Annotated in this window: 21 protein-coding genes and 2 tRNA genes; 16 read left to right on the top strand and 7 right to left on the bottom strand. The window is 41.7% G+C overall.

Annotation, left to right across the window (positions count from 1 at the left end):
* The first annotated feature begins 24 nt into the window (after window positions 1-24).
* The 4 genes from CH373_RS15675 to CH373_RS15660 all read left to right on the top strand — a co-directional run bounded on the left by CH373_RS15675 (window position 25) and on the right by CH373_RS15660 (window position 4,749).
* On the top strand, window positions 25-762 hold the full coding sequence (locus CH373_RS15675) for an ABC transporter ATP-binding protein (RefSeq protein WP_100714706.1): 738 nt from the start codon (window positions 25-27) through the stop codon (window positions 760-762).
* Entirely contained in the window at window positions 759-3,098 is a 2,340-nt protein-coding gene (locus CH373_RS15670) for an ABC transporter permease (RefSeq protein WP_341476351.1), read from the top strand. The genes CH373_RS15675 and CH373_RS15670 overlap by 4 nt, the downstream gene beginning before the upstream one ends.
* Window positions 3,099-3,101: 3 nt before the next feature.
* On the top strand, window positions 3,102-3,977 hold the full coding sequence (locus CH373_RS15665) for an efflux RND transporter periplasmic adaptor subunit (protein ID WP_100714704.1): 876 nt from the start codon (window positions 3,102-3,104) through the stop codon (window positions 3,975-3,977).
* Window positions 3,978-4,074: 97 nt separating this feature from the next.
* Window positions 4,075-4,749 (top strand): glutathione S-transferase family protein, encoded by a 675-nt coding sequence (locus tag CH373_RS15660; RefSeq protein WP_100714703.1) that lies wholly within the window; start codon window positions 4,075-4,077, stop codon window positions 4,747-4,749.
* On the opposite strand, the gene CH373_RS15655 is transcribed toward CH373_RS15660, so the two are convergent.
* From CH373_RS15655 to CH373_RS15630, 6 genes are all read right to left on the bottom strand, one after another.
* Window positions 4,733-5,182: a DUF2214 family protein gene (locus CH373_RS15655; RefSeq protein ID WP_100714702.1), complete on the bottom strand. Its 450-nt coding sequence runs from the start codon at window positions 5,180-5,182 to the stop codon at window positions 4,733-4,735. The two genes, CH373_RS15660 and CH373_RS15655, sit on opposite strands and share 17 nt — an antisense overlap.
* Window positions 5,183-5,256: 74 nt before the next feature.
* Window positions 5,257-5,991: a histidine phosphatase family protein gene (locus tag CH373_RS15650; protein WP_100714701.1), complete on the bottom strand. Its 735-nt coding sequence runs from the start codon at window positions 5,989-5,991 to the stop codon at window positions 5,257-5,259.
* 6 nt (window positions 5,992-5,997) lie between these two features.
* Window positions 5,998-6,393 (bottom strand): DUF6285 domain-containing protein, encoded by a 396-nt coding sequence (locus tag CH373_RS15645; protein ID WP_100714700.1) that lies wholly within the window; start codon window positions 6,391-6,393, stop codon window positions 5,998-6,000.
* Between the two features lie 12 nt (window positions 6,394-6,405).
* Entirely contained in the window at window positions 6,406-7,449 is a 1,044-nt protein-coding gene (locus CH373_RS15640) for a phosphotransferase family protein (RefSeq protein ID WP_100714699.1), read from the bottom strand.
* A gap of 11 nt (window positions 7,450-7,460) precedes the next feature.
* Window positions 7,461-8,636 (bottom strand): acyl-CoA dehydrogenase family protein, encoded by a 1,176-nt coding sequence (locus tag CH373_RS15635; RefSeq protein ID WP_100714698.1) that lies wholly within the window; start codon window positions 8,634-8,636, stop codon window positions 7,461-7,463.
* Window positions 8,637-8,658: 22 nt separating this feature from the next.
* Window positions 8,659-9,750, bottom strand: coding sequence for an SMP-30/gluconolactonase/LRE family protein (locus CH373_RS15630; protein ID WP_165778854.1), 1,092 nt, complete (start codon window positions 9,748-9,750; stop codon window positions 8,659-8,661).
* 178 nt (window positions 9,751-9,928) lie between these two features.
* Between CH373_RS15630 and CH373_RS15625 the strand changes: the two genes are divergently transcribed.
* The 12 genes from CH373_RS15625 (at window position 9,929) to CH373_RS15570 (ending at window position 23,493) form a co-directional block, all read left to right on the top strand.
* A complete protein-coding gene (locus CH373_RS15625; protein ID WP_100714697.1) occupies window positions 9,929-10,561 on the top strand; it encodes a Crp/Fnr family transcriptional regulator in 633 nt (210 codons plus the stop codon).
* A 3-nt stretch (window positions 10,562-10,564) separates the two neighbouring features.
* Window positions 10,565-11,770 carry an acyltransferase family protein gene (locus CH373_RS15620; protein WP_243393437.1) on the top strand — a complete coding sequence of 402 codons (1,206 nt, stop codon included), beginning with the start codon at window positions 10,565-10,567 and terminating at the stop codon, window positions 11,768-11,770.
* Window positions 11,771-11,850: 80 nt separating this feature from the next.
* A tRNA-Ile gene (locus CH373_RS15615) sits at window positions 11,851-11,924 on the top strand.
* Between the two features lie 6 nt (window positions 11,925-11,930).
* Window positions 11,931-12,003, top strand: a tRNA-Ala gene (locus CH373_RS15610).
* A gap of 242 nt (window positions 12,004-12,245) precedes the next feature.
* Window positions 12,246-12,944, top strand: coding sequence for a DUF7738 domain-containing protein (locus CH373_RS15605; protein ID WP_100714696.1), 699 nt, complete (start codon window positions 12,246-12,248; stop codon window positions 12,942-12,944).
* Between the two features lie 61 nt (window positions 12,945-13,005).
* Window positions 13,006-14,271: a PQQ-dependent sugar dehydrogenase gene (locus tag CH373_RS15600; protein ID WP_100714695.1), complete on the top strand. Its 1,266-nt coding sequence runs from the start codon at window positions 13,006-13,008 to the stop codon at window positions 14,269-14,271.
* Window positions 14,272-14,295: 24 nt separating this feature from the next.
* Window positions 14,296-14,898 carry an FMN-binding negative transcriptional regulator gene (locus tag CH373_RS15595; protein ID WP_100714694.1) on the top strand — a complete coding sequence of 201 codons (603 nt, stop codon included), beginning with the start codon at window positions 14,296-14,298 and terminating at the stop codon, window positions 14,896-14,898.
* Between the two features lie 7 nt (window positions 14,899-14,905).
* On the top strand, window positions 14,906-15,865 hold the full coding sequence (locus CH373_RS15590; RefSeq protein ID WP_100714693.1) for a hypothetical protein: 960 nt from the start codon (window positions 14,906-14,908) through the stop codon (window positions 15,863-15,865).
* 290 nt (window positions 15,866-16,155) lie between these two features.
* Window positions 16,156-18,093 (top strand): ricin-type beta-trefoil lectin domain protein, encoded by a 1,938-nt coding sequence (locus CH373_RS15585; protein ID WP_100714692.1) that lies wholly within the window; start codon window positions 16,156-16,158, stop codon window positions 18,091-18,093.
* A 277-nt stretch (window positions 18,094-18,370) separates the two neighbouring features.
* Complete coding sequence (locus CH373_RS15580; protein WP_100714691.1) at window positions 18,371-20,644, top strand: NAD(P)-binding domain-containing protein; 2,274 nt, start codon at window positions 18,371-18,373, stop codon at window positions 20,642-20,644.
* Between the two features lie 59 nt (window positions 20,645-20,703).
* The gene (locus CH373_RS15575) at window positions 20,704-21,222 is read left to right on the top strand and encodes a TfoX/Sxy family protein (RefSeq protein WP_100714690.1); all 519 of its coding nucleotides are present in this window, start codon (window positions 20,704-20,706) and stop codon (window positions 21,220-21,222) included.
* A 192-nt stretch (window positions 21,223-21,414) separates the two neighbouring features.
* Complete coding sequence (locus tag CH373_RS15570; protein ID WP_100714689.1) at window positions 21,415-23,493, top strand: 7TM diverse intracellular signaling domain-containing protein; 2,079 nt, start codon at window positions 21,415-21,417, stop codon at window positions 23,491-23,493.
* Here the strand turns inward: CH373_RS15570 and CH373_RS15565 are convergent.
* Window positions 23,482-24,636 (bottom strand): DUF3095 domain-containing protein, encoded by a 1,155-nt coding sequence (locus tag CH373_RS15565; protein ID WP_243393436.1) that lies wholly within the window; start codon window positions 24,634-24,636, stop codon window positions 23,482-23,484. The genes CH373_RS15570 and CH373_RS15565 overlap by 12 nt on opposite strands.
* Between the last annotated feature and the right edge of the window lie 146 nt (window positions 24,637-24,782).

Here is a 24,782-nt window from a genome sequence, read left to right as displayed (position 1 = left end):
TTTAGGCAAAGCTTTGGGGGACCTATGTCGAAAAAAACAACGCATTCCGTCTCAACTAAAGAAATCGTATTCGAAACGGTTAATATTAGCAAAACCTATGATTTAGGAGAAGTCCAGGTGCAAGCCCTTCAAGGCATTAACCTGAAACTCGGATCCGGAGAATTTGTGGTCCTGCTTGGACCAAGCGGAAGCGGCAAATCCACTCTTTTGAATATATTAGGCGGGCTTGATACTCCGAGCACCGGTTCCGTAAGATTCAAAAATCAAGACTTGTATGGCGCCGACGAAGAAGTTCTCACTCTTTACCGAAGAAACCATGTTGGATTTGTATTTCAATTTTATAATCTAATTCCCAGCCTAACTGCAGAAGAAAACATTTCACTTGTAACAGAGATTAGTAGCAAGCCAATGTTGCCAAGTAAGGCATTAGAGCTTGTAGGATTGAAAGAAAGATTGGACCATTTTCCTGCCCAGCTCTCCGGAGGAGAACAGCAGAGGGTCGCAATCGCAAGGGCAATTGCGAAGAGTCCTGAAGTACTACTTTGTGACGAGCCGACCGGAGCTCTAGATTTTAAGACAGGCAGAGTAGTCTTGGAAGCAATTTACAGAGTCAACCGAGAGTTAGGAACTACCACGGTTGTCATAACTCATAACGCCGCAATTGCTCAGATGGCGGACAGAGTTGTCCAAATGCAAGACGGGCAAATCACTTCAGATAAACGTAATACTTCAAAAAGATCAACTTCGGATATCAGTTGGTGAAAACTTTAGATAGGAAAGTAATCCGAGAGTTACTCTCCTTAAAAGCTCAAGCGATAACCATCGGGTTAGTCGTGGCCTCGGGTGTGGCGGTATTTATCGCCTCGCAAGGAGCTTACGACTCTTTATGGGTCGCGAGAGAAAGATTTTATACCAAACAAGCTTTTTCCCAAGGATTCGCCTCTTTCAAAAGCGCTCCTGCATCAATCTATTCCCAAATTTCTGAGATCTCAGGAATCGGTACTGTAAAGGTTCGAATCGTTAAAGAGGCAGTGTTGGATTTCCCAGAAGAGACTCTACCTAGTGCCGGAAGATTCGTTTCAATCAGCGAAGGTCTCAATCGAATCTCTCTTCGCTCCGGACGTTTGCCCAAAGGAGATCATGAGGTTTTGATTTCCGAAGCATTTGCCGACGCAAATCAGCTTTCTGCAGGAAAACAGCTCACAGCGATTCTAAACGGGCAGAGAAAAATTTTGACCATAACTGGTACAGCACTCTCTCCGGAGTTTGTGTATGTATTCAGGGCAACCAATCCTTTGCCCGACGATAAGCATTACGGCATCTTTTGGATGGATCATTCAGGCATGGAATCTTCCTTTAACATGGAAGGTGCTGTGAACGATCTGATTTTTACGTTCGCCCCAGGTGCCAATACTTCTTCTATTCTTCACAAAATCGACAGTTTGTTAGAACCTTATGGAGGATTAGGTGCATATGATAGAGACAAACTTCCATCTCACTCCTTTTTGCGGGATGAATTTAAGCAATTAAGGATCACGGCATATTCTATTCCTTTAATATTCCTCGGAGTAGCTGCTTTTCTTTTGCATATCGTTTCCACGAGAATCATTTCGAAAGAAAGGGAACAAATCGCCACTCTAAAGGCATTAGGATACGGAAAGGCGGAAATAGCCTTACATTACATTAAAATAATATCGGTAATTAGCACATTCGGATCGGTACTTGGCGTTGCCATTGGCCTCTATTTAGGAGAAGCGATGACCAATCTTTACGGCATGTATTATAAATTTCCGGACTTAAAATTCGAATATAATCTATTTGTTTGGCTGCAGGGAATTTTAATCGGTTTATTCGCTGGAGGAATGGGCGCAACCTATTCCATGTTAAAAGTATTGCGCTTGAATCCGGCTCAAGCGATGCGCCCTCCGATGCCGGAAACATTTTCCAAGAACTGGATGGAGCGCTACGCAAGGTCCTTGCCGACAATTGCAAAAATAATTCTGAGAAATCTAACTCGCAGGCCCTTGAGAACAGCTTTAGCAATTTCAGGGATATCCACATCAGTCATGATTATGGTATTGGGAATGTTCAGCCAGGACGCAGTGGATACGATGTTAGACCTCCAGTTCGGTCTTATGCAGAGAGACTCTGTAACCGTTTCCTTCCTGACTCCAGTTTCGTACGAAGCCGTGAGAGAACTCACTGAAGAAAAGGGAGTTCTGTTAGCGGAAGGTTACAGAATGATACCGATACGAATTCGAGTCGGGAACCACTCCAAAGAGTTGGGATTGCAAGGAATTCCGGAAGATGCAAAATTGAGAAGGTTGATAGGTCTGGACAGGCAAGTAATGAATCCGCCTTCTACAGGGATTTTTCTAAATTCAACCGTGGCGGAAAAATTAAAAATTCTTAAAGGAGATTCCGTTCGACTGGAAGTTCTGGAAGGAAGCCGAAAGCAACTAAGCATAAAAATCGAAGGAATAGTCGATGAGATACTCGGACAGGGTGCCTACATGGAAAGGAGCGCCCTCAATTCATTGATGGGAGAAGTCGACTCGGTCAATTTAGTAGCACTTCGAACGGATAGACAAGAAGAATCGAACCTTCTCAATCGATTGAAAGATTTTCCCAAGGTCTCGGGAGTTTCCACAAGAACTGGAACGCTGAAAGTTTTTTACGAAACAATGTCCCGGAGCGTTCTGGCCACTGCACTCATTTTGTTAGGATTTGCCTCTGTCATTTCTGTGGGGGTAGTTTACAATTCCGCGATGATTGCACTTTCTGAGAGGAGCTTCGAGCTGGGGAGTCTTAGAATTTTAGGTTTCAGAAAGGAAGAAGTTTTTACAATTCTTGCCGGAGAATTGTTAATCGAAATAATTGCTTCGATTCCGCTAGGATGCTTTTTAGGATACGGCTTCGCTTATATTATGATGGAAACCGCACAGACCGAAGGTTTCAAAGTTCCATTAATGATCTCGTCAAAGACTTACGCTATCGCTGTGCTTTCTTCCCTAGGAACAGCCCTGGTGAGCTTTGCAATTTTATATCTAAAAATTCAAAAGATGGATTTGATATCCGTGTTAAAAATCAGAGAATAGAATATGAAAATTAACGAAAAGATTATTCAACTTTTGAGAATACGTTCCGTTCAAATCGGCCTTGGAGTTTTCATCCTTGTTTTGTTTCTGTGGTTTATTTTTCGCTCGAACCCGGTCACCTCCGAAACAGGGAAGGTTCGGATCGGAACCTACGAACAAATCGTAGAAGAAGAAGGCTACACTCAAGTAAAAGATAAATTCACACTCTACTCTCCGGTAAACGGAGTGATGAAAAGAATCACAAAACATCCTGGAGAAACAGTATCGAAAGGAGAGACGGTTGTCATTTTGGAGTGGGATTATGAAAGACCGATCAAGTCTCCCATCCAAGGAACTATATTAAAAATATTGCGAATAAGCGAAGGCCCCGTAACGATGGGGACTCCGTTGTTGGAAATAGGAGATACTTCTAAACTAGAGATCGTCTCCGAAATTTTGACCCAAGAAGCAGTCCATATTCATTCTGGAGATTTGGTGCAAATCGACGGATGGGGAGGTGGAAACCTGGAAGGCAAGATTCGTCTAGTAGAACCTTCGGCTTTTACAAAGGTTTCTGCACTAGGTGTCGAAGAGCAACGAGTCAGAGTGCTCATTGATTTTGCGCCTCCTCATGAGATGGGAGAAGGTTTCCAAGTTAGATGCAAAATCGTAGCATCGAAAAAACCGAATAGCATTATCGTTCCGACTGCAGCACTTTTTAGAGATGGCCAGGATTGGGCGGCTTTCAAGGTTACAAAAGGCAAGGCCTATAAAACGAAAGTATCGATAGATTCTAGAAGTGGAGCAGATGCACTGGTTGCGGAAGGTTTAAAAGAGGGAGACGAAGTGATACTTTACCCTAGTGAAAGCATTCGAGATGGAGTTAAAATTAAGAAATAGAAACTTTCCTTTGCTTACGTTTTTTTCCTAAAAAAAACCATTTTCATTCCCCTTTTGAGATGGTTTATGTCTAAACTATCAAAAAAGGAGGATCAGGTTGATCCATTTATATACGGCTGCTACTCCAAACGGACGCAAAGTTTCTATCATGCTAGAGGAGCTCGGGATTCCTTATACGGTTCATCCTATTCGCTTGGATAAACTGGAACAAAAGGAAGAATCTTTTCTCAAGATAAATCCAAACGGAAGAATTCCCGCAATCGTAGACTCTGACAACGGAGACTTTCCGGTATTCGAGTCCGGTGCAATTTTACTCTATCTTGCAGAAAAGACAGGCAAGTTCCTTCCGAAAGATCCAAAGGAACGTTCTATCGTAATGCAATGGCTGATGTTTCAAATGTCAGGAGTCGGTCCGATGCAAGGCCAAGCCGGAGTCTTTCTAAAATATGCTCCTGAAAAAATTCCTTATGCGATCGAAAGATACCAAAAGGAAACAAGACGACTCTATAGCGTACTCGAAAGACGCTTAGGTGAATCGGAATATATCGGTGGAAACGAATTAAGTATTGCTGATATAGCTACTTGGCCTTGGGTTTCGCATCACAAATGGATAGAAGTCTCTTTAGAAGATTTTCCGAAATTGCAAGCATGGGTGGACAAGCTCGCCCAAAGACCAGGATTCGTTCGCGGCAACGCAGTTCCTGCAAAGGTAGATTATGCAGCCAATGAAACAGAAATCAGAAAGCGTGCTCAAGCTACATTAATCGTGTGACTGCGGTCGCAAGACAGACCATACCGATCAACAGTGCCATTTGTATGTAGCCGATTCTTGCGAATGATATTGCGAGACTCATGTCCAGCCCTTTCCCTTTGGCCTTCATGAGTCTCCAATGCACAAGAGTTCCCATCGGCCAGAGTTCCAAAATAAGTATCGCGCCAAGCAATAACATCTTTCCGAGGAAGTACGGGTTGCTCAGATAAAAATCCGTACCTTTTTCGAATCCTAAAAATGCCCTTGGGATACCAGTTCCAATCCAAAGAATCGCGGACAGACCCCAGAGATTATCTGCCAACAAGGCCGAATCCAAAATCTTTTCGCCTTCTATGGGCGCCCTAGAAAGAATTCTGGAGCGCGCCCAAAGAGAGGAAAAACCCAATGCTAAAGCAAAAGTATGGATCGTTGAAAGCAAATAACCGATTAACATAATTTCATCCGAACTCCGAAGATTATTTAGCCTAAAGAGACACCTGTAATCATTCAATTTCCAAATTACTAATATTAGAACAGAGTTCTCTGTTCTTTTGCAAGCAAATGAGGAACCCCATTAATGCTTACCGGTAAATATTCTCCTCGTATCCAGCGAAATATGGACAAAGAAGTATTCCATATCCATGGCATCCAGGTGAACTGACTAGAGTTTTGTCCCAATATTTTATGCAGTAGTAAGGAGATTGGAGTTCCGGAAGTAAAGATAAAATTGCGCTCAGTAACAGAAGGAGAAAACCACTCCACGCGCGCATTCATCACTCTATCTTGAAATTCTACAAAAGACTCGACTCCGGAAGGAACTTCTTTCCCCTCTTTCCAGAAACTAAGTATCTCTTCGGTGAGCTTAAAGAACAGAGCCGCAGATCGGATTCCGCCGGCTTCCCTAACTCTTTGAAACTGTGACAACGTTTTAGAAAAAGAATGACTGCGAGAAGATATTAGTTTTGCGTACGAGCTCCAAAGTTCAGGTGAGAATTCATTGAGTCTAGAATCTTGGACAATGAAAGAACTTTTGGCAAATTTCTCCTGCTCGCCTAATACGGATTTAACGCCTTCCATAAAGAACTGGCCTGTCTCTATATGTCTGCGCATCGTTCCAGTGATGATTCTATCAGGCACCTCGTTGTTACGAGCACTATAGCTTCCTAGTTGAAAGGATTGTTCTTTTCCTAAAGGGGAAAGCAGATCGTATACTTCTCCTCTTGAGTTCGCCTGACCGTGGCGGACTAAATATAATACCGACATGAAGTATTATGCTTCCGTTGTAAATCGAGGGTTAGTGACCTCGATTTTCTCCTTCACGGATTCTTTCACGTGCTCCCAGAGAGCTCGATCATTGACAGTAGATTTCTCGCGTTGAATCTTACTGGTTAACTCCGCATTCCAAGATTCGGCGAGCTTTTTCTTTTCTTCCAAAGTGCCGACTCCTTTCAGCTCCTTTTGGAGGATTTTGGACAACCGAGATAATTCACGATCGAGCAACTCTTCACCGTTTCTGATTTCCCGAGAAACAACGCCTAACATATTCCAGCTGACAAGAGTTTTGTACGATAATAAATCATTTTCTCGAAAAGAGGGCAATACTTCTTTCATTAAGAAATCTTGAATTGCTTCTAGTAATTCAGTCGAAGTAGGTTTGTCTTGCATCTTTATTTTCCGCTACTTTAAGGATTCTTCAATCAGTCTCATGGCTTCGTATTCCATCTCGCAGGCTCTCCGGCCGATTGCAGCCAGTTCAATTCCTTTATCTTTTCCTGATAGATGCCGTTCGGCTTGTCCGATACAACCCATGGCCCAACGCAGATTGCCCATAACTTCCCAATAAAGCACTTTTTTCGGATCAACCTTGACGTTGGAATACTTTTCGTACATCTCATAGAATTCTGAGCGGTCTGCAAATCCGCCCGCTTCCTTATTCAATTTTCCGAATCTCCACTCCCGCATGCAAAGCCAGGTTAGATCTTCGTGTCTATCCCCCCAGTGCGCAAATTCCCAGTCTACAATTCCTTGTAACCCCTCAGGGGTAACCATGAAATTTCCGGTTCTAAAATCTCCATGTATAAGAACGATAGCATCGCTCTTAGGAGGGTTTTGTTCCAGCCAATTCAGAATCATTTCCATTGCTGGATGGGGTTCGGACATTCCATCCAATTGGTTCCTTAAAGATTGTACGGAACCTTTTGCGACCACAGGATCATTCAAATCGTGACCTAAGGACAAAGTCTTTTTCAGTTCATCATCCTTACATTTCCCAGGAGTTACAGAATGCAATTTCGCTAAATTCTCTGCGAGCTCCGATGCAAACTTACTTCGGATCTTGTTCAGGCTTGCGTCTTTTACAATAAATCTTCCCTGCGCTTTTCCTTGAATCCTTCGCATAAAATAAAAAGGATTTCCAGTTACAGAGAGATTGGTTTCTAACCAAAACGGCTCCGGTGTCTTTACTCCGGCTTCGAAGGCCATTTTGCAGACTTTAAACTCATCGATCCGAGAAAGAGAAGCCAAGAGTGACGCTCCCTTGTCCGTCCGATAAACCGTTTCGTACTTTCCTTTGTTCGGTCCGCCGTTCACCAAAATATCTGCAGAAAAATTTTCTTGGCAGGCCCCACCCGATAGCGAAACCATATTAGAAATTTCTACTGCACCTTCTAATCGGCCTCCCAAATAGGACTCTAGTCTTTCTTTTAATTCGGAGTCTTTCATATTTTTTTAATCTAGAATCCTTCCTTTCCTGACATCAGATTTCTACCGATCACCATCTTATGGGTTTCAGTCGGTCCATCCGCGATTCTCGCAGCTCTTGCGTCTCTATAGAATAGCTCGAGCTTCAGATAACGACTATATCCGTGCGAGCCACAGATCTGAATTGCACGATCTACACATTTGTTCAATGTTTCGCTCACTTGCCACTTGGCCAGGGAAATCGCTTGCCTAGCATCTCCACCTTTTCTCAGAATATCTGCGGCTTTTAACGTAAGTAAAAAACCTGATTCTATTTCGAGAGCCGACTCCGCAAACATCCACTGTATGCCTTGCTGCTCCGACAATTTTCCGCCGAACAATTCCCTTTTCAATGCGTAGTCTCTTGCGATTTCCATGCATCTTCGTGACAATCCGATCCACCGCATACAATGTGTTAAGCGAGCAGGTCCTAATCTTTCCTGAGAGAGCCTGAATCCTTCCGCTACCCTTCCTAGAATCTGAGATTCATGGACTCTTACGTTTTCAAACTTCAATTCGCAATGTCCGCCGGGACCATGAGAACCCAGGACTCCGATTTCCTGAACCATCGTGTAACCGGGAGCGTCCGTAGGAACTAGAAACATTGTGGTCTTTCGAAAACTACCGTTGACCTTTGCCATAACAATCAAAAAGGCAGCGCCGTTAGCGCCTGTGCAGTACCACTTCTGTCCGTTGATCACATAATGATCTCCGTCTTTCTCCGCATTTGTAGTTAACGTAGCAGGATCCGAACCTGCACCTGGTGGAGGCTCGGTCATCGCAAAAGCAGAACGAATCTTTCCTTGTACTAAAGGGTGATAGTACTTTTTCTTTTGCTCCTCGTTTGCAGCCAAATGCAATAAATGCATATTTCCCTCGTCAGGAGCATCACAATTACATAAATGAGGCGCGATCGGAGATCTTCCGAGCTCGCTAAAAACCAAGGCAGTCCCAACCAAATCCAAACCTAAGCCGCCTTCCGATTTGGGAAGGTGTGCTGTCCACAATCCACGCTTTCTGGCTTCTTCCCTCAGTTTTTCTACGATGGCTTCGGGCATTCTTCCGTGATCATAATCGTAATGATCCTCCGCCGGAATTGCTACCTCCTCAACAAAGCTTCTAGCTTTTTCGCGAACTAACTCCACTTCTTTCGGAATTGTTAAATCCATCCTATTAATACTTTCCTTATATTCATTTTTCTCGAAACGATTCAGGAAGTAAGAACTTTCCGATTCGATCGTTATGCAAACTTCCCAAGTAAATAAAATTCCCGTTTCGTTTAACAGACGTTATTTCTTTCAAATGTTCCCCCGTGGGCTCTTGAAAGCTAACCAAGCAATGACCTTCCTCGTCAAAAAGCGCTGCGAATCCGTAAGGTTCCGGTTTTGGCCAAAGAAACTTAGGTAATTTGGCGATTAACAATTTCGCCCAAGGTCTCGGATGAAGAAACTTGTCTAAGAAGGAATCTCGCACGGTAAATAAGGCCAAATAAAAATGCCCTTTTCGATCCGAAGAAATATTATCCGGAAAACCCGGAAGGTTTTCTACCCAGACCTCGCTAGTGCCGGCCTTCGGTCCCTTTAGCCAATATCTATGAATTCTATACTTGTAAGTTTCATTCACAAGTAGGAAATCCTCGTTTGCAGAAAGCGCAACCCCGTTCGCAAAGAACAAGTCCTTCACTAAAACAGTACTTCGCTTTTCTCTCGGATCGTACTTCATCAATCTTCCGTGAGGAACTCCTTCCATCAAATCGTAGAGATATTCTTCAGAGCGAAACTTACTACTCGCATCCGAAAAATAAACCGTTCCATCAGAGGATACGTCCAGATCGTTTACAAATAAAAAAGGCTCTCCACCTTCTGGAGCAGTAGATAGTATTTCTACCCCACCTTTTCTCGAAACCTTCAAAAGTCCTTTGATGCCATCGGCCACGAACAGTGTTCCGTCAGGCTGGTATTTTAAACCAAGCGGTCTTCCTCCGGTCAAAGCATGAGCGATCATTTCTCCATCTTGGGAAATCTTATAAATTTTTCCGTCGGAGCTCGCAGAGTATAGATTACCGTGCTCATCAATTTCTATATCTTCCGGTCCGTGAATTTTACCTAGAGCGATCAGCTCCGCAGAGTTTAGACTAGAGTTCTTCAGATAAGGGCCGATTAATTCCGGAGCTTCGGGAGGGAAGTATGCAACTGGATCGATAGAAACTGGTCGGATCGCGATGACTATAATCGCGGAGAGAAGAATCGTAATTGTTAAAAGAAGAACTCTTTTTTGATTCACGATTTACTCCATCTCAAAGAACGGAGAAGATGCTAACTTCAACGGGACCTGAGTCAACGGAAATTTAAAGAAGAGTCCTGAAATCGCTCCTTTACGAACCATTTATTGATTGCGGCCTAAATCCAATCCCGAATAACCTACAATCCAGGTTATCAAGGTATTAATCTTTCCTAAGACGATGAAAATTTCGGAAGAAATGGTTCAAAAACACGGGATTCGTTTTCAGGAATCCATGATTATTTTCGATGAGAATGAGCCAGCAGATCAAATGTATCTGATTCTTTCCGGCAAAGTAGGAATTCATAAGAAAGTAAAAGAAGCCTTCAAATTATTAATCGAACTTAAAGAAGGTGATATGTTCGGAGAAATGGCTCTGGTAGACAAAAAGCCTAGAAGCGCCAGAGCGATTGCAAGAACAGACGTCTTATTATTCGCGATTACCGAACCTGTCTTTTACTCTCTAATTCAAACTAACCCATCCTTTTCTTTAAAAATGGTAAAAATGCTCTCTTCTAGGTTGAGAGAAACAAATCAAACTATAGCGAGTTTATTGCGAGCAGACAGAAAGAACTTGGTTACATCTGCTCTTATCACATTTTCTCAAACGAGAGGGGAAAAAGAAGACGGAGTTTATAAGATTCACCTGGCTTCGTTTATCAAATGGGCAATCTTAAGAGTTGGTTTGGAACACCACGATCTAGTGTCTTCTATCAATTTACTGGTTCGGGATAAGTTGGTTGAACAACCCAAAAATGATCCAAGCAGTATTTTAATCCGAGAAACCCTCTTCAAATATACGGTGGATATTTAGCCTTTGGTTGGTATCTCTTCCACCTACCGCAGCTCGGAACGGTTGGATTATTTAGACAATCTCCGATCCTTCGCTCTGTTACTTGGTTTAGCTTTTCATGTAGCGATCGTATATGCAGCAGAGCTAAAGTATCCGCTCAGAAACGACGATCGATCGGTGGGCTTTGATGTATTTGGCGAATGGGTTCACCTTTTCCGTATGCCATTATTTTTCTTTCTTTCGGGATACTTTAGCGAAAGGACTTTTAGATCTAAAGGATTTCAGGACTTTTTAAGGCTTCGGGGATTTAGAATCATTATCCCTTTATTTAGTGGAGTATTATTATTCGCCCCCATGCAATATTATATTCCAGCTATACAGAATGGGTACACAGGATCTTATCTAGAATTCTTTTGGTACGAATTTCTTGCCGGTAACATAAGGCCTTCTCATTTATGGTTCTTACTCTATCTCGTGCTATATACTTTTTTGTACGTGGGTGTGAGACCGACCATTGTTAAATTCGGATCCTTGATTTTACCAGAGAGACGATACGGATCTTCGGATATTTCTGCTCTGTCCAGAAAAAGATGGGAAGCACTCTTGATACTAAGCATTTGGAGCACATTTTGGACTTGCCTAGTAAATTACTTTTTCCTAAAAGATGATCACTTCCTAACGATCGAGCCAGTGCAATTCATTTACGACCTAAGCTTTTTTACTGCAGGTGCATTTTTCATTCAGAAAGAAAATATATTCCTAAAAGGTAATACAAATATCTTTGAATTGGCTTTACTTGGATTCTGTGCGATACTAGTATTCGGAGCTTTTTTTTGGATCAGCAGAATCGATCCCTTTTGGTCCTACTTCGGATATACAGGAGCCTGGAGAAGAATCCTTCATCTTTTCTTAAAATGTTTGGGCGGATGGCTTTGGATTTCCTTTTTCGTACGATTATTCCAGTCCAACTTTTACAAGAAGAACGATTTTACTATTTATCTGAGAGAATCGAGTCTTCCGGTTTATTTACTGCACCACCCTATTTCTCTTTCAGTCGGCTATATGATTGTTCAGTCCGATTGGCAGATTTCCGGAAAGTTCCTACTCCATCTATTTCTGACCTACTTTTTAACTTTTTCAGTTTATCACTTGATGATACGAGATTCTAAAATCTGGAACACGGTCTTAGGAAATGCGAAGCCGAAAGCTCCTCCAGTTGCTCCTACTTAAAACTTGAATTCGAAAAACGAAGTGCCCAATTTAAAAAATCCCTTGCCAACGATTGGTTCAGCAAAATCATGTCTCTTACCGGGCCTGTAGCTCAGTTGGTTAGAGCACACGCTTGATAAGCGTGGGGTCATGTGTTCAAGTCACATCAGGCCCAGGGAATGGGGCGTTAGCTCAGCTGGGAGAGCATCTGATTTGCATTCAGAAGGTCATCGGTTCGATCCCGATACGCTCCAATTTTTTCTTCCATTCCCTCTTTCCAACCTAAAGGTTTCTTTTTTCTCAACAGAAGCCATTCCTTCCATTTGTTAAGAGCCTATTTCGTAGGAACTCCTACAAAAATCTCACAAAACGAATTTCAGTTGAAAACTAGAGCACTTTCTGATATCAGCTTTTTGATCTGAAACGGCGGTTCGGTTTGCAGTACCACCGCACCGGCCCCCGCCCAGTGTGGGTGGGGACTTTCCAAGTACCGCACATGGCTCGCAATTTTCTCGCTTGTATTCTACTCCTCGGCATCGCTCTTCCGAATGAGTTGCTCCCTAAAACGCAGACTCTGAAAAAGCATAGGCGAGATAAAATTCTTAAGACACCCACGATTATAAAAATCGATACAAAGGAAAAGTCCGTTCATCTAAACGGAGTAAAAATCATGGATCTAAATATCCAAAGCATCACTCAAATACTCGGAAAGTTTGACCGGACCAAAACACACCAATACGATTCTTATATAGAGGAGTTCCCGCTTGAAGACGGAGATTCTCCTTCTATCTACCCTATCAAAATAACAGATTATTATTATATATACGATCGACTCGGCATCATGCTTTATACTTCCAATGGTGAAGAAAAAAATAAAAAGCCTAGCTGCATGGCGATCTTTTTCGGTAATAAAAGACTCTTCACGCACCAAAAGGAACCACACTACAAACCGAGAAATCCCTTTACCGGAGAACTTGTAATCAACGGAAATCATGTAAGCGCCGAAGCGAAGATTTTACCTACGGACGTGGACTATCGTTCTCGAAAATTCGAAAGATTCGGATTACTTTTTTCTCCTACTTCGATCGCGATGATGATTGATTCGTTATATTCGGAAGGCTCTGAACCCTATATGCAATTGTTCTTAGACAATCAATCCCAGCAAAGATTGAGCTACTTTAAACTCTTTTTGTAAGATAGAGAGCATATCTAAAAAAGGCTGGATATATTGCCAATCTGTGTAGGAATTCCATCTTATGGTTAAATCCTTTTTCTTTTTCAGGTTGTTCCTTTCAATCTCGGTTCTCACTCTATTTGCAAACTGCGAAGATGTCAGACGTATACTCGTTGCCAAGTTAGGAGACGCAGGTAAATACGAGGCGGAAGGAAAGGAATCGGGTTTAAATCCGATTTATACCCTCAAAGACGAGAAAAGAAAAAGAATCAAGATAAAACTAACGACAGTAGGCGAAGGGTTAATCCAACCTACTGATTTATTGTTCGTACCAGAATCGGAACTTTTTCTTGTGGCGGAGAAAACTGGCGACTTGAAATGGTCGGACCCTAAAAACGGAAGCTCCGGCACTCTATTAAAACTTTCCAATGTAAAAACCGATGCCGAAGAAGGATTTTTGGGAATCGCTTTGCATCCATCTTTTCCGAACCATCCAAAAATCTACTTCAATTATGTAATCGAGAAAAACGGAAAAGATATGAGTATCGTTTCCGAATGGATTGTTGAAAATCATAAAGACATTAAACATGCAAAAATTATAAATGAGAGAATTATAATGGAGCTGGAGCAACCCTACTCCAACCATAACGGTGGTCAACTTGCCTTTGGCCCGGACGGAAAATTATATATTGGCTGGGGAGATGGAGGTTGGAAAGGCGATCCAAAAGGAAATGGGCAAAACCCGAAAACGATGCTAGGCTCGATGCTAAGAATCAGTGTGGATTCCAAGGATCCGGGAAAGCAATATTCCGTTCCGAAGGATAATCCTTTTGTAGGAGATCCAACAAAACTCCCAGAAACTTTTGCCTACGGTTTCCGAAATCCTTGGAGATATTCTTTTGATCCAGCCGGAAAGCTAATCCTAGCCGATGTAGGTCAAGATCTGTATGAAGAAATCGATGTTGTAGAGGCCGGCAAAAACTACGGGTGGAATAAAATGGAAGGCCTTCATTGTTTTGAACCCAAAGATAACTGCGATTCGAAAGGATTGACGGATCCAATTTACGAATATGGTAGAGAAGACGGTAGTTCGATTACGGGCGGTTACGTGATTACGAATGATCGAATTCCTGAACTACAAGGACACTATATTTTTGCGGATTTCGTTTCAGGAAGAATTTGGGCGATCGCCATACCGAAAGTAGGCGAATCCAAAGCACAAGTCGATGCTCTTACCTTGGGCAAATGGCCAATCTTAGTTTCTACTTTCGGAAAAGATTCTCGAGGAAACGTTTACGCGGCAGACTTTGGATCCGGAAAAGTTTATCGAATCGATCCTGATAAATAGAATCTCTAAATAAGAAAACCAAAGATGTATACACCCGAAGCATTCAAGCTCGAAAAAACAGAATGGATCCAAGAAATCGTTCAAAACTATCCTTTTGCATTAGTTATATCCACGATAGGCAAAGGACTCGAGGCCACTCACCTGCCCTTGTTAGCTGATGAGCAGTTGGAGTGCCTGCTCGGTCATATGATAGACGAAAATCCATTGTTGCAGGAAAATTCAGAAGTACTCTGCGTCTTTTCAGGTCCCCACGCATATATTTCGCCTAGCTGGTACGAAACAAGCAAAGCTGTTCCAACCTGGAACTATATAAGCGTTCATATCAAAGGAACCATGAATATTTTGAATGCAGAAGAAACGGAAAAAGTTTTAAAACAAACCGTGGAGCATTTCGAAAAAGCAGATTCACCTTACAAATTTGATACTCCCGATGCAGAATATAGAAAAGCTTTGGCGACTAGAATCAAAGGCTTTAAGATTAGAATTCATTCGATTGAAGCAAAAGCAAAACTGAGCCAAAATCATTCTCCGGAAAGACGAAAGCTCGTGATCCAAAAATTAGGAGAAAATCCTACTAGCGAAAATCTTGATCTAGCTCGGTGGATGAATCGCTTTAAAGAATCATGATAATGAAATGAAAATCGCAGAACATAAAACATCAGATAGCAAAGTCGAAAAAGCATTCTTCGCGTCCATTAGCCTACTCTTCTGCGTTCTATCTCATTTGAATTGTCTGACTTATGCAGTCGCCGAGAAAGTAAAAAAATCCGATGTAATGGAGTCCGTAAAATTCCCCTTTGATACCGATCGTTTTTATATCGATCAGGGCTCGCAAAATAAGCTTTTCGTAAAGTCTGCACAGGAGGGGGTTTGCCAACTATCCGAATTTAAAAAGGAAATATCTAGTAGTTCGAGCTGGTTCGATTCTTTCCTTACCACTTTGGATAAAACACAAAACTTGGAAAGCTGCTCAAAGAGCGGCTTTTTGGAAGTTAAGTTGCAGGAGTTTCGACGATCTTCCGGAATACTAGTACTCGGAAGCCCGAGGCAAATCTTGATCCTTCCTAGGCCCCTGTCGTCTAAATCTTCTTTTCCTTTAGGCTATTGCGAATGCGAGGAACTCCAAAATTTAACAATAGAGCGAATCTACCAAGATCCAAACGGAGATATTTTCCTGATGAACCGAGAAGAGGTCATCGGGATTTTGGAACTCCAAGGAAATCCACAATTCGAGATGGAAAAATATATTTTTCGATCGAATGACCGCCCAATTCAATACTCGATCAATCAAAAAAGAATCCACCAATATACTACGGCGGACCAAATTCAGTTTTACCGTAAACCGATCTTTATTTTACAAAATAATGATTCAGAACAACGAATTTATAAATTTGCTATTCCTGATATAGCAGAGTATAATGGCAAACTTATAATCAAACTCTCTGTAGAAGATAAACAGAGCACTACTATGCCTGAACCATTTCGATATAAGATTTATCGTGGAGCATTGTATCCATTTGCAGTCATTGGAGATATCGTGCTTTCTCCCATTTATCTAGTCGCTGGAATTTTCTTTCTACTCATGATTAAATAGATCTTTGGGTTAGTGGGACAAATGCAAACAGTCCCAGCAAATCGGCACAGTCACATACAACTCACTTATTTTTTTATTAATTTCTTATATACATTCAATTTTCCGAATAACTACTACAGAAAATCTAGTCTATTCAAATTAGCGCAAAGTATGCCTATTTAGAAAAGTGCGTTGACTGCAAAAAAACCATCCGATAGAAACTCCCATGCTTCAGGTCGGCATATCGAAACGATCACAAAAGTCTCGATGTCGATCTGAATTATTTAAAAAAGTGAAGAGTGAAGAATAACATGAAAATCTGGAGCAATAGTAAATCAAAGCTCAGAACAAAAATCAAATCCTTCGATAGGTCAGGTTTGATACTAGTAGCAGTAGCTTTGACAATAGTCGGGTGCGAGCAATCCAAGAACCAAACAGGATTCCTAAATGGAAGCGGACAGGAAATAGAATCGACACGGATAGGTAGAAATAATTCCGTATTGCAGATTGTCGATGGAGGAGTTCCCGCTTTCAAAGGCGGCGGTTACAAAGGAAAAAGTAGTCGCAGTCCAATACCGGTTTCCACGCCGAGATTAGAAATGAATCCGGAACTTTGGATGACCTCTGGTTATTCAAGTAAATCTAATATACAGTTGCGTAATATTTGTATACCCGGAACCCACGATTCCGGAACTTACGGAATTCAGGGGGTGGACGAGAACATATCTCAAACTCAGGAATTAACAATTGGAGAGCAACTTTCCGCGGGTTATAGATACTTTGACCTAAGAATCAAGAAAAACAACGGACAGTTCGTGCTGCACCACGGACCGAGTATTTCTGTTGCGGCATCTGTAGTTTTCCAAGATTTAGCCAATTTCGCAAATGCGCACCCTCAGGAAGTCCTGATTGTTCATATTCAAAATGTGGATAGTATGAGCGACAGCGAACATTACGAATTAAAAGACCAATTAGTGATTCCGTATCTGGGAGCAAGGATGGCTCCTCGATCCTTAGGAAACGGAGTTACCTTCCAGCAACTTTGGAGCTCCAACAAGAATGTGATGCTTCTCTGGGGCGGAGGTAATTACGCTGATCTTTCTAGTCTGTATTGGAACCAAGGCGACACCATGAATTCGGACTGGCAGAATACGGGAAGCGAAAGCACTTTGATCAGCGGGCTACGAGATCGTATTAAGGACAATCGAAACGGTAAATTCTACGTCGCCCAAATGATTCTGACTCCGAACGCAAGCCAGATCATTTTCCCACCATACTTCGGAAGTATCGAGGATCTTACAAACGACAAACTGGACCACGCGAGCCTTGTGTATGATCTCGACATGTATGCAAAAAAATCGGGACAAAGAATCAATATCGCAATGGTCGACTTTGCAGGACACAGATTTGGTCAATATGCATTCGAAGCGTGCATGGATGTGAACGATCTAGAACCAAGATTTTTCTCGCTGCACAACAAGCTTGCACCAAGTCTTTGTTTGGACGTAAACCAAGGCAGCACGGAAAATAATGCAAGAGTTCAGCTTTGGACCTGCAATAATACCAGCGCTCAGAAATGGTGGTATGAACACGCATCTAGCAGATTTAGAAGTAAATTAAATACTAATAAATGTTTAGATAATGGAGGAGAGAATTGGAATACAGGTAAAATAGTGCTCTATGATTGCTTAGATTCGGATAATATGCGATTCGATTTTATGGATGATACAATTCGAGTCAGGCAGAATTCCAATTTTGCAATTGATGCGAGTAGCAATACTAGCGGCTCAATAGTTTACCAATACAGTTTCCACGGAAGGGATAACCAGCGCTGGGACAAAAGCTACGAATCTCCATACTTTGCTTTGATCAATAAGGCGAGCAATCTTTGCTTGGATGTCAATCAAGGTGATATGACAAACAACAACAAGATTCAGGTCTGGAACTGCAACGGCTCGGATGCACAGAGATGGTATTACGATTCTTCCAACAAATTCATAAGAAGCAAGGTGAATCCTTACAAATGTTTGGATAATGGCGGTGAAACTGCAAACGGCGGAAAAATTGCGATATGGGATTGTTTGGATATGGATAATATGAGATTCGATTTTATCGATGACACAATTCGAAACCATATTAACAATACGTATGCTGTGGACGCGAACGGAACTAGCAGTGGCTCGAAAGTGAGTCAATGGCAATTCCATGGTGGAAACAACCAGCGCTGGAGCATAGGATACGATCAATAAAATGATTTTTAGTGGTGCGGTCTAAAAAAGATCGCACTACTTCATATCACCTAAATTTCTTTCACAAATAAATTAGCCCGACCCTAAGGCATTCGCCTTTCTTCTTCAAAACCGCTCCATTTTGTAATCGTTGAATTAACCATAAACCTCTTCGAAAATTTACATTTTACCAATAATCAAAGTTGAAAGATTCTCTGAAGAATCGAGACTGGAACCTCCTCGTTTGGATCATTTCGAGTAAAATGATTCGCACTTATTTGTTTCTAAACAACGCTCTATGAAAAACATAATTTCCCGCTATTTCGAATGGCTCAGAAACGACGCTCCGGAAGGGAGTGTTGAAATTTATCCGGAAACCGATTCTGAATATCGTAGTAGCATAGACGGAATTTATATCATCGGAGATTTAACAGGAATCCCTTTGCTAAAGTATTCGGTAGACAGTGGCTCGAAAGTAATTTCGTTATTAGATCCACCTTCTGTCAGAGCAAATACATCGACTTATGACCTAATCATTATAGGAGGAGGTCCTGCAGGAATCTCAGCTGGAATAGAGGCGAAAAAGAGGGGTTATAAATTCGTAATATTCGAAGCGAATCGTGTATTTCATACTGTTTCAAGTTATCCAAAAGGTAAACCAATCTTTGCGGAACCGGAAAACCTTGTCACACATTCAGAATTGCTAATTAGAAATGGAACAAAGGAAAGCCTGTTAGAGGATCTAAACAGAACATTCAACGCATTTCAATTGCCCTTAAAAGAAGGAAAACTAGTAACCAGAATATCCTCGGTTTCCTCATCTTCCGGAAGATTCGAGATCGAAACGGAGGACGGTTCACGATTTGCGTCTAACAATATCATTCTTGCGATAGGAAAGTCAGGAGACAGCAGGAGACTCGGCGTCCCCGGAGAAAATCAGCCCAACGTTTTCCACCGTCTCTTAGATCCTGCGGACTTCGAAAACAAGGACGTACTCGTAGTTGGCGGAGGTGATTCGGCTGTAGAGGCATCCATTTCAATTTCCGAATATGCAAAATCAGTAAATCATTCGTACAGAGGAGATAGACTCGCTCGAGTAAAATCGGAAAATCTTAAAAGATTCAATGATGCTACTCGTTCGGGAAAAATTAAATATTTTCCTGAAACAATAGTTTCAGAGATCAAACAAAACGAAACGATTCTGAAATCGAATAAACTGACAAAATCGGTCGGTGTAACAGACAATTTAGTGCTCATCGGTTCCGAACCTCCGATTTCCTTTCTCAAGAAAATCGGGTTGAAGATACAGAATGCTAGCTCTTTGAAAGATTGGATCGGATTTTTCTCGATGATTTGCTTTTCCCTTTTGGTATATTTCGGCAAAGCGAGTTTTTACGCCACGGGTTGGTATACAATTGTCGCGAATGCAGGACTTGTAGGACTTACCTCGGGCCTTTTAGTTTATTTATTCTTAAAATTGAAAAATGGAACCATTCGATTCTCTCTAGATTGGAAAACCGGGCGCAATGTTTATTTAGGATTTGCTTCCTTATATTTCGCCTCGGTTTATGTGTCTTCGAAATATTTTTCTTGGAATCTGTTCGGTAAGTATCCAGGCTTTCACTATACGTTACTCTATTCTTTGACAATCCTAGTATTCGGAATTCGAAGAGTCTTCGTCCGACCTACGCAATATATCAAACTCCAAACGACTACTTTAATCCTGGTCCAAATGATTCCGTTATTTCTCTTACCGGAAATTATTCTTCCGGTATTGGGAGAGAATGGCCTCTTAGGAAGTTCGGATAGTTTTTTACTGACTCAAGTATTTCCAGGAGGAGCGTACTGGAAATCATACGGATTCATACTAGCATGGCCTTTGAACATGGGAGTTCTTTACGACGGATCGATCACGGATTTCTGGTTGATATACGGTCTGACCTTTACATTTATCGTGATTCCTATATTAGTGATTCGTTATGGAAAGGGTGCATATTGCGGGTGGATCTGTTCATGCGGCGGGCTTGCAGAAACTTTAGGCGATGAATCTAGGACCAGAATGCCCCACGGAAAACTAGCTTACAAAATCGAGCATTCTGGCCAATGGATCCTTTGGATCGCTTTTCTACTAACTGCCGGCAAGCTTTTCGGAAGTCGAATTCCGGAATTGCATTGGTTATCAATCAGCGTAGACCGGTTTAAATTAGTGTATGATATCATAGTAGATATAGGGCTCGCTGGAGTTATTGGATTGGGGGCTTACTTTTTTCTTTCAGGAAGAATATGGTGCAGAATGTTTTGCCCTCTAGCCGCACTCATGCATATTTACGCTCGGTTTTCAAATTACAGAATCTTTGCGGATAAAAAAAGATGCATCTCTTGTAATATTTGCACGAAAGTTTGCCACCAAGGTATTGATGTAATGAGCTACGCAAATCGTGGGAAGCCGATGGATAGCGTTCAATGCGTTCGATGTTCTGCTTGCGTAGTGAATTGTCCCACAGACGTTTTGTCCTTCGGAAGGCTAAAAAAGGGAACTCCGATTTACGAAAAAATATCCGCAAAGAAATGAAGAGAATAGAATAATAATTTTTTATCTAGTATTTGGTTAAAAGATTCCGATTCTTTAGTATGAGCTCTTTTTTAGATCATGCATTAGATAGATTGAAAGTATGCGGCCCCATCACTGCGAAAGGGATGTTCGGAGGCCACGGACTATATTCCGGTTCTATAATTTTCGGTATGGTAGCTAACGATTTACTATACTTTAAGGTCGGTGCCGGTAACCAAGCAGAGTATGAATCCGCAGGAATGTCTCCTTTTACGTACGAAGGAAAGGGCGGCAGACCAGTTCGCATGTCTTATTGGCAAGTCCCCGAAGAAGTATTAGAAGACAACGATGATCTGCGTTTTTGGTTCAAAAGGGCTGTCGCCGAAGCTCAAAAGGCTGCTTCCGAAAAAGCCAAATCCGCAAAGAGCAAAATTCAAATAGGTAAAAAACCCGCAGTGAAAAAAGCTTCCACGGTCTCTAAGAAGAAGGCAGCGCCTAAGAAAAAGGTTACCGCAAAGAAAAAAGCCGCTCCAAAGAAAAAGGCGCCACTGAAGAAAAAACCTGCTCCGAAGAAGAAAAGCGGATCACGTAAAAGATAACGTCGAAAACATCGAATAACGCAGAAATTTGACATAAAGCGCCGACCCACTTGGGAAGGCGCTTTTTTAATGTAATGCTCTCATTTTGATTTACGTCTATTAACAACTAGTATTATACAATGTGGGCTATTGAATCCATTTTAGTAGCTTAGTCTTTGATCCTGTATAGCTAAAAGTTAAAAGGAGTAAGGTATGCACCGAATCCACGGAACGTTTCTGCTGATACTTTACTTTACACTAAGCTCAGTTCTCTCTGCTTCAGACTTACTAAAAATTGGATCTGATTACCGACAATCCGATCTAACCGACTTCGTGCAAAAGTACGAAGATAAATCGCTCTCGCTCACTCTCGCAAATATTTTGAGACAAGGCGAAAGTCTGCCTTTTGAAGAAATGCAGAAAAGAAATTTGGGCTACACCAAATCTGCATACTGGTTAAAATTTCGCGCACAAAACGAAGACGCAAATGCAAAGCTCTTCTTTTTAGAAATCTCCTATCCATTGTTAGACGAAATCGAACTTTTTCAAAGAAATCTTGAATCGGGCAATGTTCAGTCCTTCAGAGCAGGCGACTCCATTCCTTTTTATCAAAGAGCTATCTTGCATCAAAACTTCGTTTTTCCAATTTCTCTTCGGCCCGAAACCAAATATGAATTTTTTTTGAGAGTCAAGACAGAAAGCACGATGCAAATTCCAACCACACTCTGGTCAGAAATAGGCTTCGTCGAACACACAATCGCTGAACAAAAAACTTTCGGGCTTTATTACGGAATTATGCTAGCAATGCTTGCATATAACCTGTTTTTATTCTTTGGAACCAGGGATCGATCCTATGTATATTACGTTTTATTTTTAGTTGGATACGTAATGTTTCAGGCCTGCCTAAACGGTCTTGCGTTTCAATATTTATGGCCTGAGCTTACTTGGTGGGGGAACGCCTCTCTCCCTTTCTTTATGTTTTTTGGTGGCTCATGGGGTTCGCAATTTTCCAGAGAATTCTTGAGGTTGCGAGCGGACTCTAAATCGTTAGACCGTGTGCTTTTTTATTACTTTATCTTTGGTCAGGTTATGGCGGTGATTTCACTGTTCCTTAGCTTTGCGGTGGGAATAAAAGTAGCGATTGCATACGTCGCGTTAATGGTCGTGCTTTTGATTACTTCTGGGCTGGTCTCCATCTGGAAGGGATATCGAGCCGCACGATTCTATCTGACTGCCTGGATTTTTCTCCTTATCGGAATTGTAACCTATATCATGAAAACGTTAACAGTTCTTCCTTCTAACTTTGTAACAGAGTATGCAATTCAGTTTGGATCCTCCTTCGAGGTTATTCTGCTATCTTTGGCGCTCGCAGACCGAATCAACATATTAAAGGAAGAAAAAGAAAGGGCGCAAAAAAGCCTGATTCAGAATCAAAAGGAGGCGCTCGAAAAGCAAACCTCCATGTCCAAATCCTTTGAACGATTTGTCCCTAAACAATTCTTAAATTTTCTAGGAAAAGAAGATATTATCGAGATAAAATTGGGCGACCAAGCCAGACGAGAAATGACAATCGTGTTTTCGGATATTCGACATTTTACAAGACTATCCGAAAAGATGGATCCAAAAGAAAATTTCGATTTCTTAAATTCGTACTTAAAGCGAATGACTCCTATCGTGATTCGAAACGGCGGATTTATCGATAAGTATATCGGTGACGCCGTGATGGCACTTTTTCCTGAATCAGGCGAGGATGCCTTGATGGCCGCCATCGAAATGCAATCGGAAATACGTCTCTATAACCATCACAGATTGAAAGTTGGATACGAACCCATCCGTATCGGAGTTGGAATGCATTCAGGATTACTAATGCTCGGAACTATCGGCACCGAGGAGAGAATGGAAGGCACCGTAATTTCAGATACAGTGAATCTCGCCTCGCGAATCGAAGGGATCACGAAAAAGTTCGACGCTTCCATTTTAATCAGCGAGAAAACATTACACTTGATTCCGGATCCTACCAAATACGCGATGCGATTGATCGGTCGAGTTAGAGTCAAAGGAAAGGAAGAGGACGTTGTAATTTACGACGTCTACGAAGGACTTTCGGATTTTATAATGGATTTGCGGCATTCTACAAAATATGAGTTTGAAAAAGGAGTAACCAATTTCCTAATTAAGAATCTGCCCGAAGCGGAAAATTGCTTTGAAAAAGTGATTTCAATGGATCCCACCGATTATGCTGCGGAAGCTTACCTAAAAGCGATTCGAAAAGTTTCATCGCTAAGAAAATAGTTTTGCTTTTAACATTTTTGCGGCCAAGGCATATCCTCCATCTGCTCCGTCTACAAAATGAACTTCTTTTTCTGATCCGGCATGCAATAAACAAGTAATCAAAGCACGATCGGACACGTGGATTCCAAAGAATAGGCTTCCTTTCTTTTCTGCCTCTTCCAAGAACGCCTCCAACTTGACTCGGTCTCCAGTCGCGCTGGCAAAAACCATCTTGAAAGTTCCGTCAAATTTTCTGTAATCCGATGAAATGACTTGATAGTCTTTCAACTTATTTAGTTTATAATGAAATACTTTTATTGGCAAATTCCATTTCATTGCCAAATTCGCTCCCCAAACCTCGAATCGAATCTTCCACAACAGTAGCTTTGAAAGTAACCAATTCCCCTTTGAACTCGCCACAGCTTCCTTTATCAATTTTTTGGGAGAACTTTCTACACTCAGATTTTCAACTCTTAATGGATGGTAGTCTATTTCCGAACCATAAACCGAATTGAAAAATGAAAGCAATTCTGAGAGCATTTTAGTTTGTTTTCCCTCAGCCAGACGAACGATTAAAGAAACGGTCTCTTCCTTGGGACTCGGGATGTCTTTCCAGCGGCAGGTAAATCCGGAAAAATCCGCAGGTGTTTCTACTATTATCTCTTCTCCCAAGAGGTACCTAGAATTGGGTTTCTTAATCTCGACTTCGGCAAACTCAGATCCTGATCCGGACAAAATCGCTTGAGTATAATATTCTGAAATTCGCACCTTACCGAGAGAAAGATCGTGACTTTGATCGTAGATCTCCCGCACAGGAACGATACCGACACGTAGATCGAGATTGAAATATTGTTTCACGAAATTTCTAGTATCCGCAAGGACTTCGCGAATCGGTTTTTCCTTTTCGCCTGGTAGTAAAATAGTCACACCATCACCACCGAAGAAAAATGGGTACTCCATGTCTTTTAACAAATTGGAAATTCCCATAAGAGTAAGTCCGCCTGCGATATTCACGTCCTTATATCTACCTTCGGAAATCGCACGAGTTGAATTCACAATGTCCGTAACAACCACGAGCCAATCTTTTGGAACCGGGTTCAGTTTTGTCGAATCGGTCACTTCCAAAAAGTTTTGGATTTCCGGTAATGATTTATAAAAATTCAAGTTAGTCTCCCCACGGTTAGTCATAGTACTAAATTTTTGACTATCTTAGAAAGACTTGAGTTTCAAAATACTGTGCTTTCTGCTAATCTATACCAAAAAAGCGAATTTGTAACCATAGAATCACGAATTTTGTTGGTAAGTAGAAG

Source organism: Leptospira perolatii (genome assembly GCF_002811875.1).
Classification (GTDB): Bacteria; Spirochaetota; Leptospiria; order Leptospirales; family Leptospiraceae; genus Leptospira_B; species Leptospira_B perolatii.
This window is presented reverse-complemented; position numbering and strand designations above follow the sequence as displayed.

Bases quoted from the DNA above. Each gene is read 5' to 3' on its own strand.
- CH373_RS15675 (WP_100714706.1), top strand. From the start codon at position 25: ATGTCGAAAAAAACAACGCATTCCGTCTCAACTAAAGAAATCGTATTC.
- CH373_RS15665 (WP_100714704.1), top strand. From the start codon at position 3,102: ATGAAAATTAACGAAAAGATTATTCAACTTTTGAGAATACGTTCCGTT.
- CH373_RS15655 (WP_100714702.1), bottom strand. From the start codon at position 5,182: ATGTTAATCGGTTATTTGCTTTCAACGATCCATACTTTTGCTTTAGCA.
- CH373_RS15650 (WP_100714701.1), bottom strand. From the start codon at position 5,991: ATGTCGGTATTATATTTAGTCCGCCACGGTCAGGCGAACTCAAGAGGA.
- CH373_RS15645 (WP_100714700.1), bottom strand. From the start codon at position 6,393: ATGCAAGACAAACCTACTTCGACTGAATTACTAGAAGCAATTCAAGAT.
- CH373_RS15640 (WP_100714699.1), bottom strand. From the start codon at position 7,449: ATGAAAGACTCCGAATTAAAAGAAAGACTAGAGTCCTATTTGGGAGGC.
- CH373_RS15635 (WP_100714698.1), bottom strand. From the start codon at position 8,636: ATGGATTTAACAATTCCGAAAGAAGTGGAGTTAGTTCGCGAAAAAGCT.
- CH373_RS15625 (WP_100714697.1), top strand. From the start codon at position 9,929: ATGAAAATTTCGGAAGAAATGGTTCAAAAACACGGGATTCGTTTTCAG.
- CH373_RS15605 (WP_100714696.1), top strand. From the start codon at position 12,246: ATGGCTCGCAATTTTCTCGCTTGTATTCTACTCCTCGGCATCGCTCTT.
- CH373_RS15600 (WP_100714695.1), top strand. From the start codon at position 13,006: ATGGTTAAATCCTTTTTCTTTTTCAGGTTGTTCCTTTCAATCTCGGTT.
- CH373_RS15595 (WP_100714694.1), top strand. From the start codon at position 14,296: ATGTATACACCCGAAGCATTCAAGCTCGAAAAAACAGAATGGATCCAA.
- CH373_RS15590 (WP_100714693.1), top strand. From the start codon at position 14,906: ATGAAAATCGCAGAACATAAAACATCAGATAGCAAAGTCGAAAAAGCA.
- CH373_RS15585 (WP_100714692.1), top strand. From the start codon at position 16,156: ATGAAAATCTGGAGCAATAGTAAATCAAAGCTCAGAACAAAAATCAAA.
- CH373_RS15580 (WP_100714691.1), top strand. From the start codon at position 18,371: ATGAAAAACATAATTTCCCGCTATTTCGAATGGCTCAGAAACGACGCT.
- CH373_RS15575 (WP_100714690.1), top strand. From the start codon at position 20,704: ATGAGCTCTTTTTTAGATCATGCATTAGATAGATTGAAAGTATGCGGC.
- CH373_RS15570 (WP_100714689.1), top strand. From the start codon at position 21,415: ATGCACCGAATCCACGGAACGTTTCTGCTGATACTTTACTTTACACTA.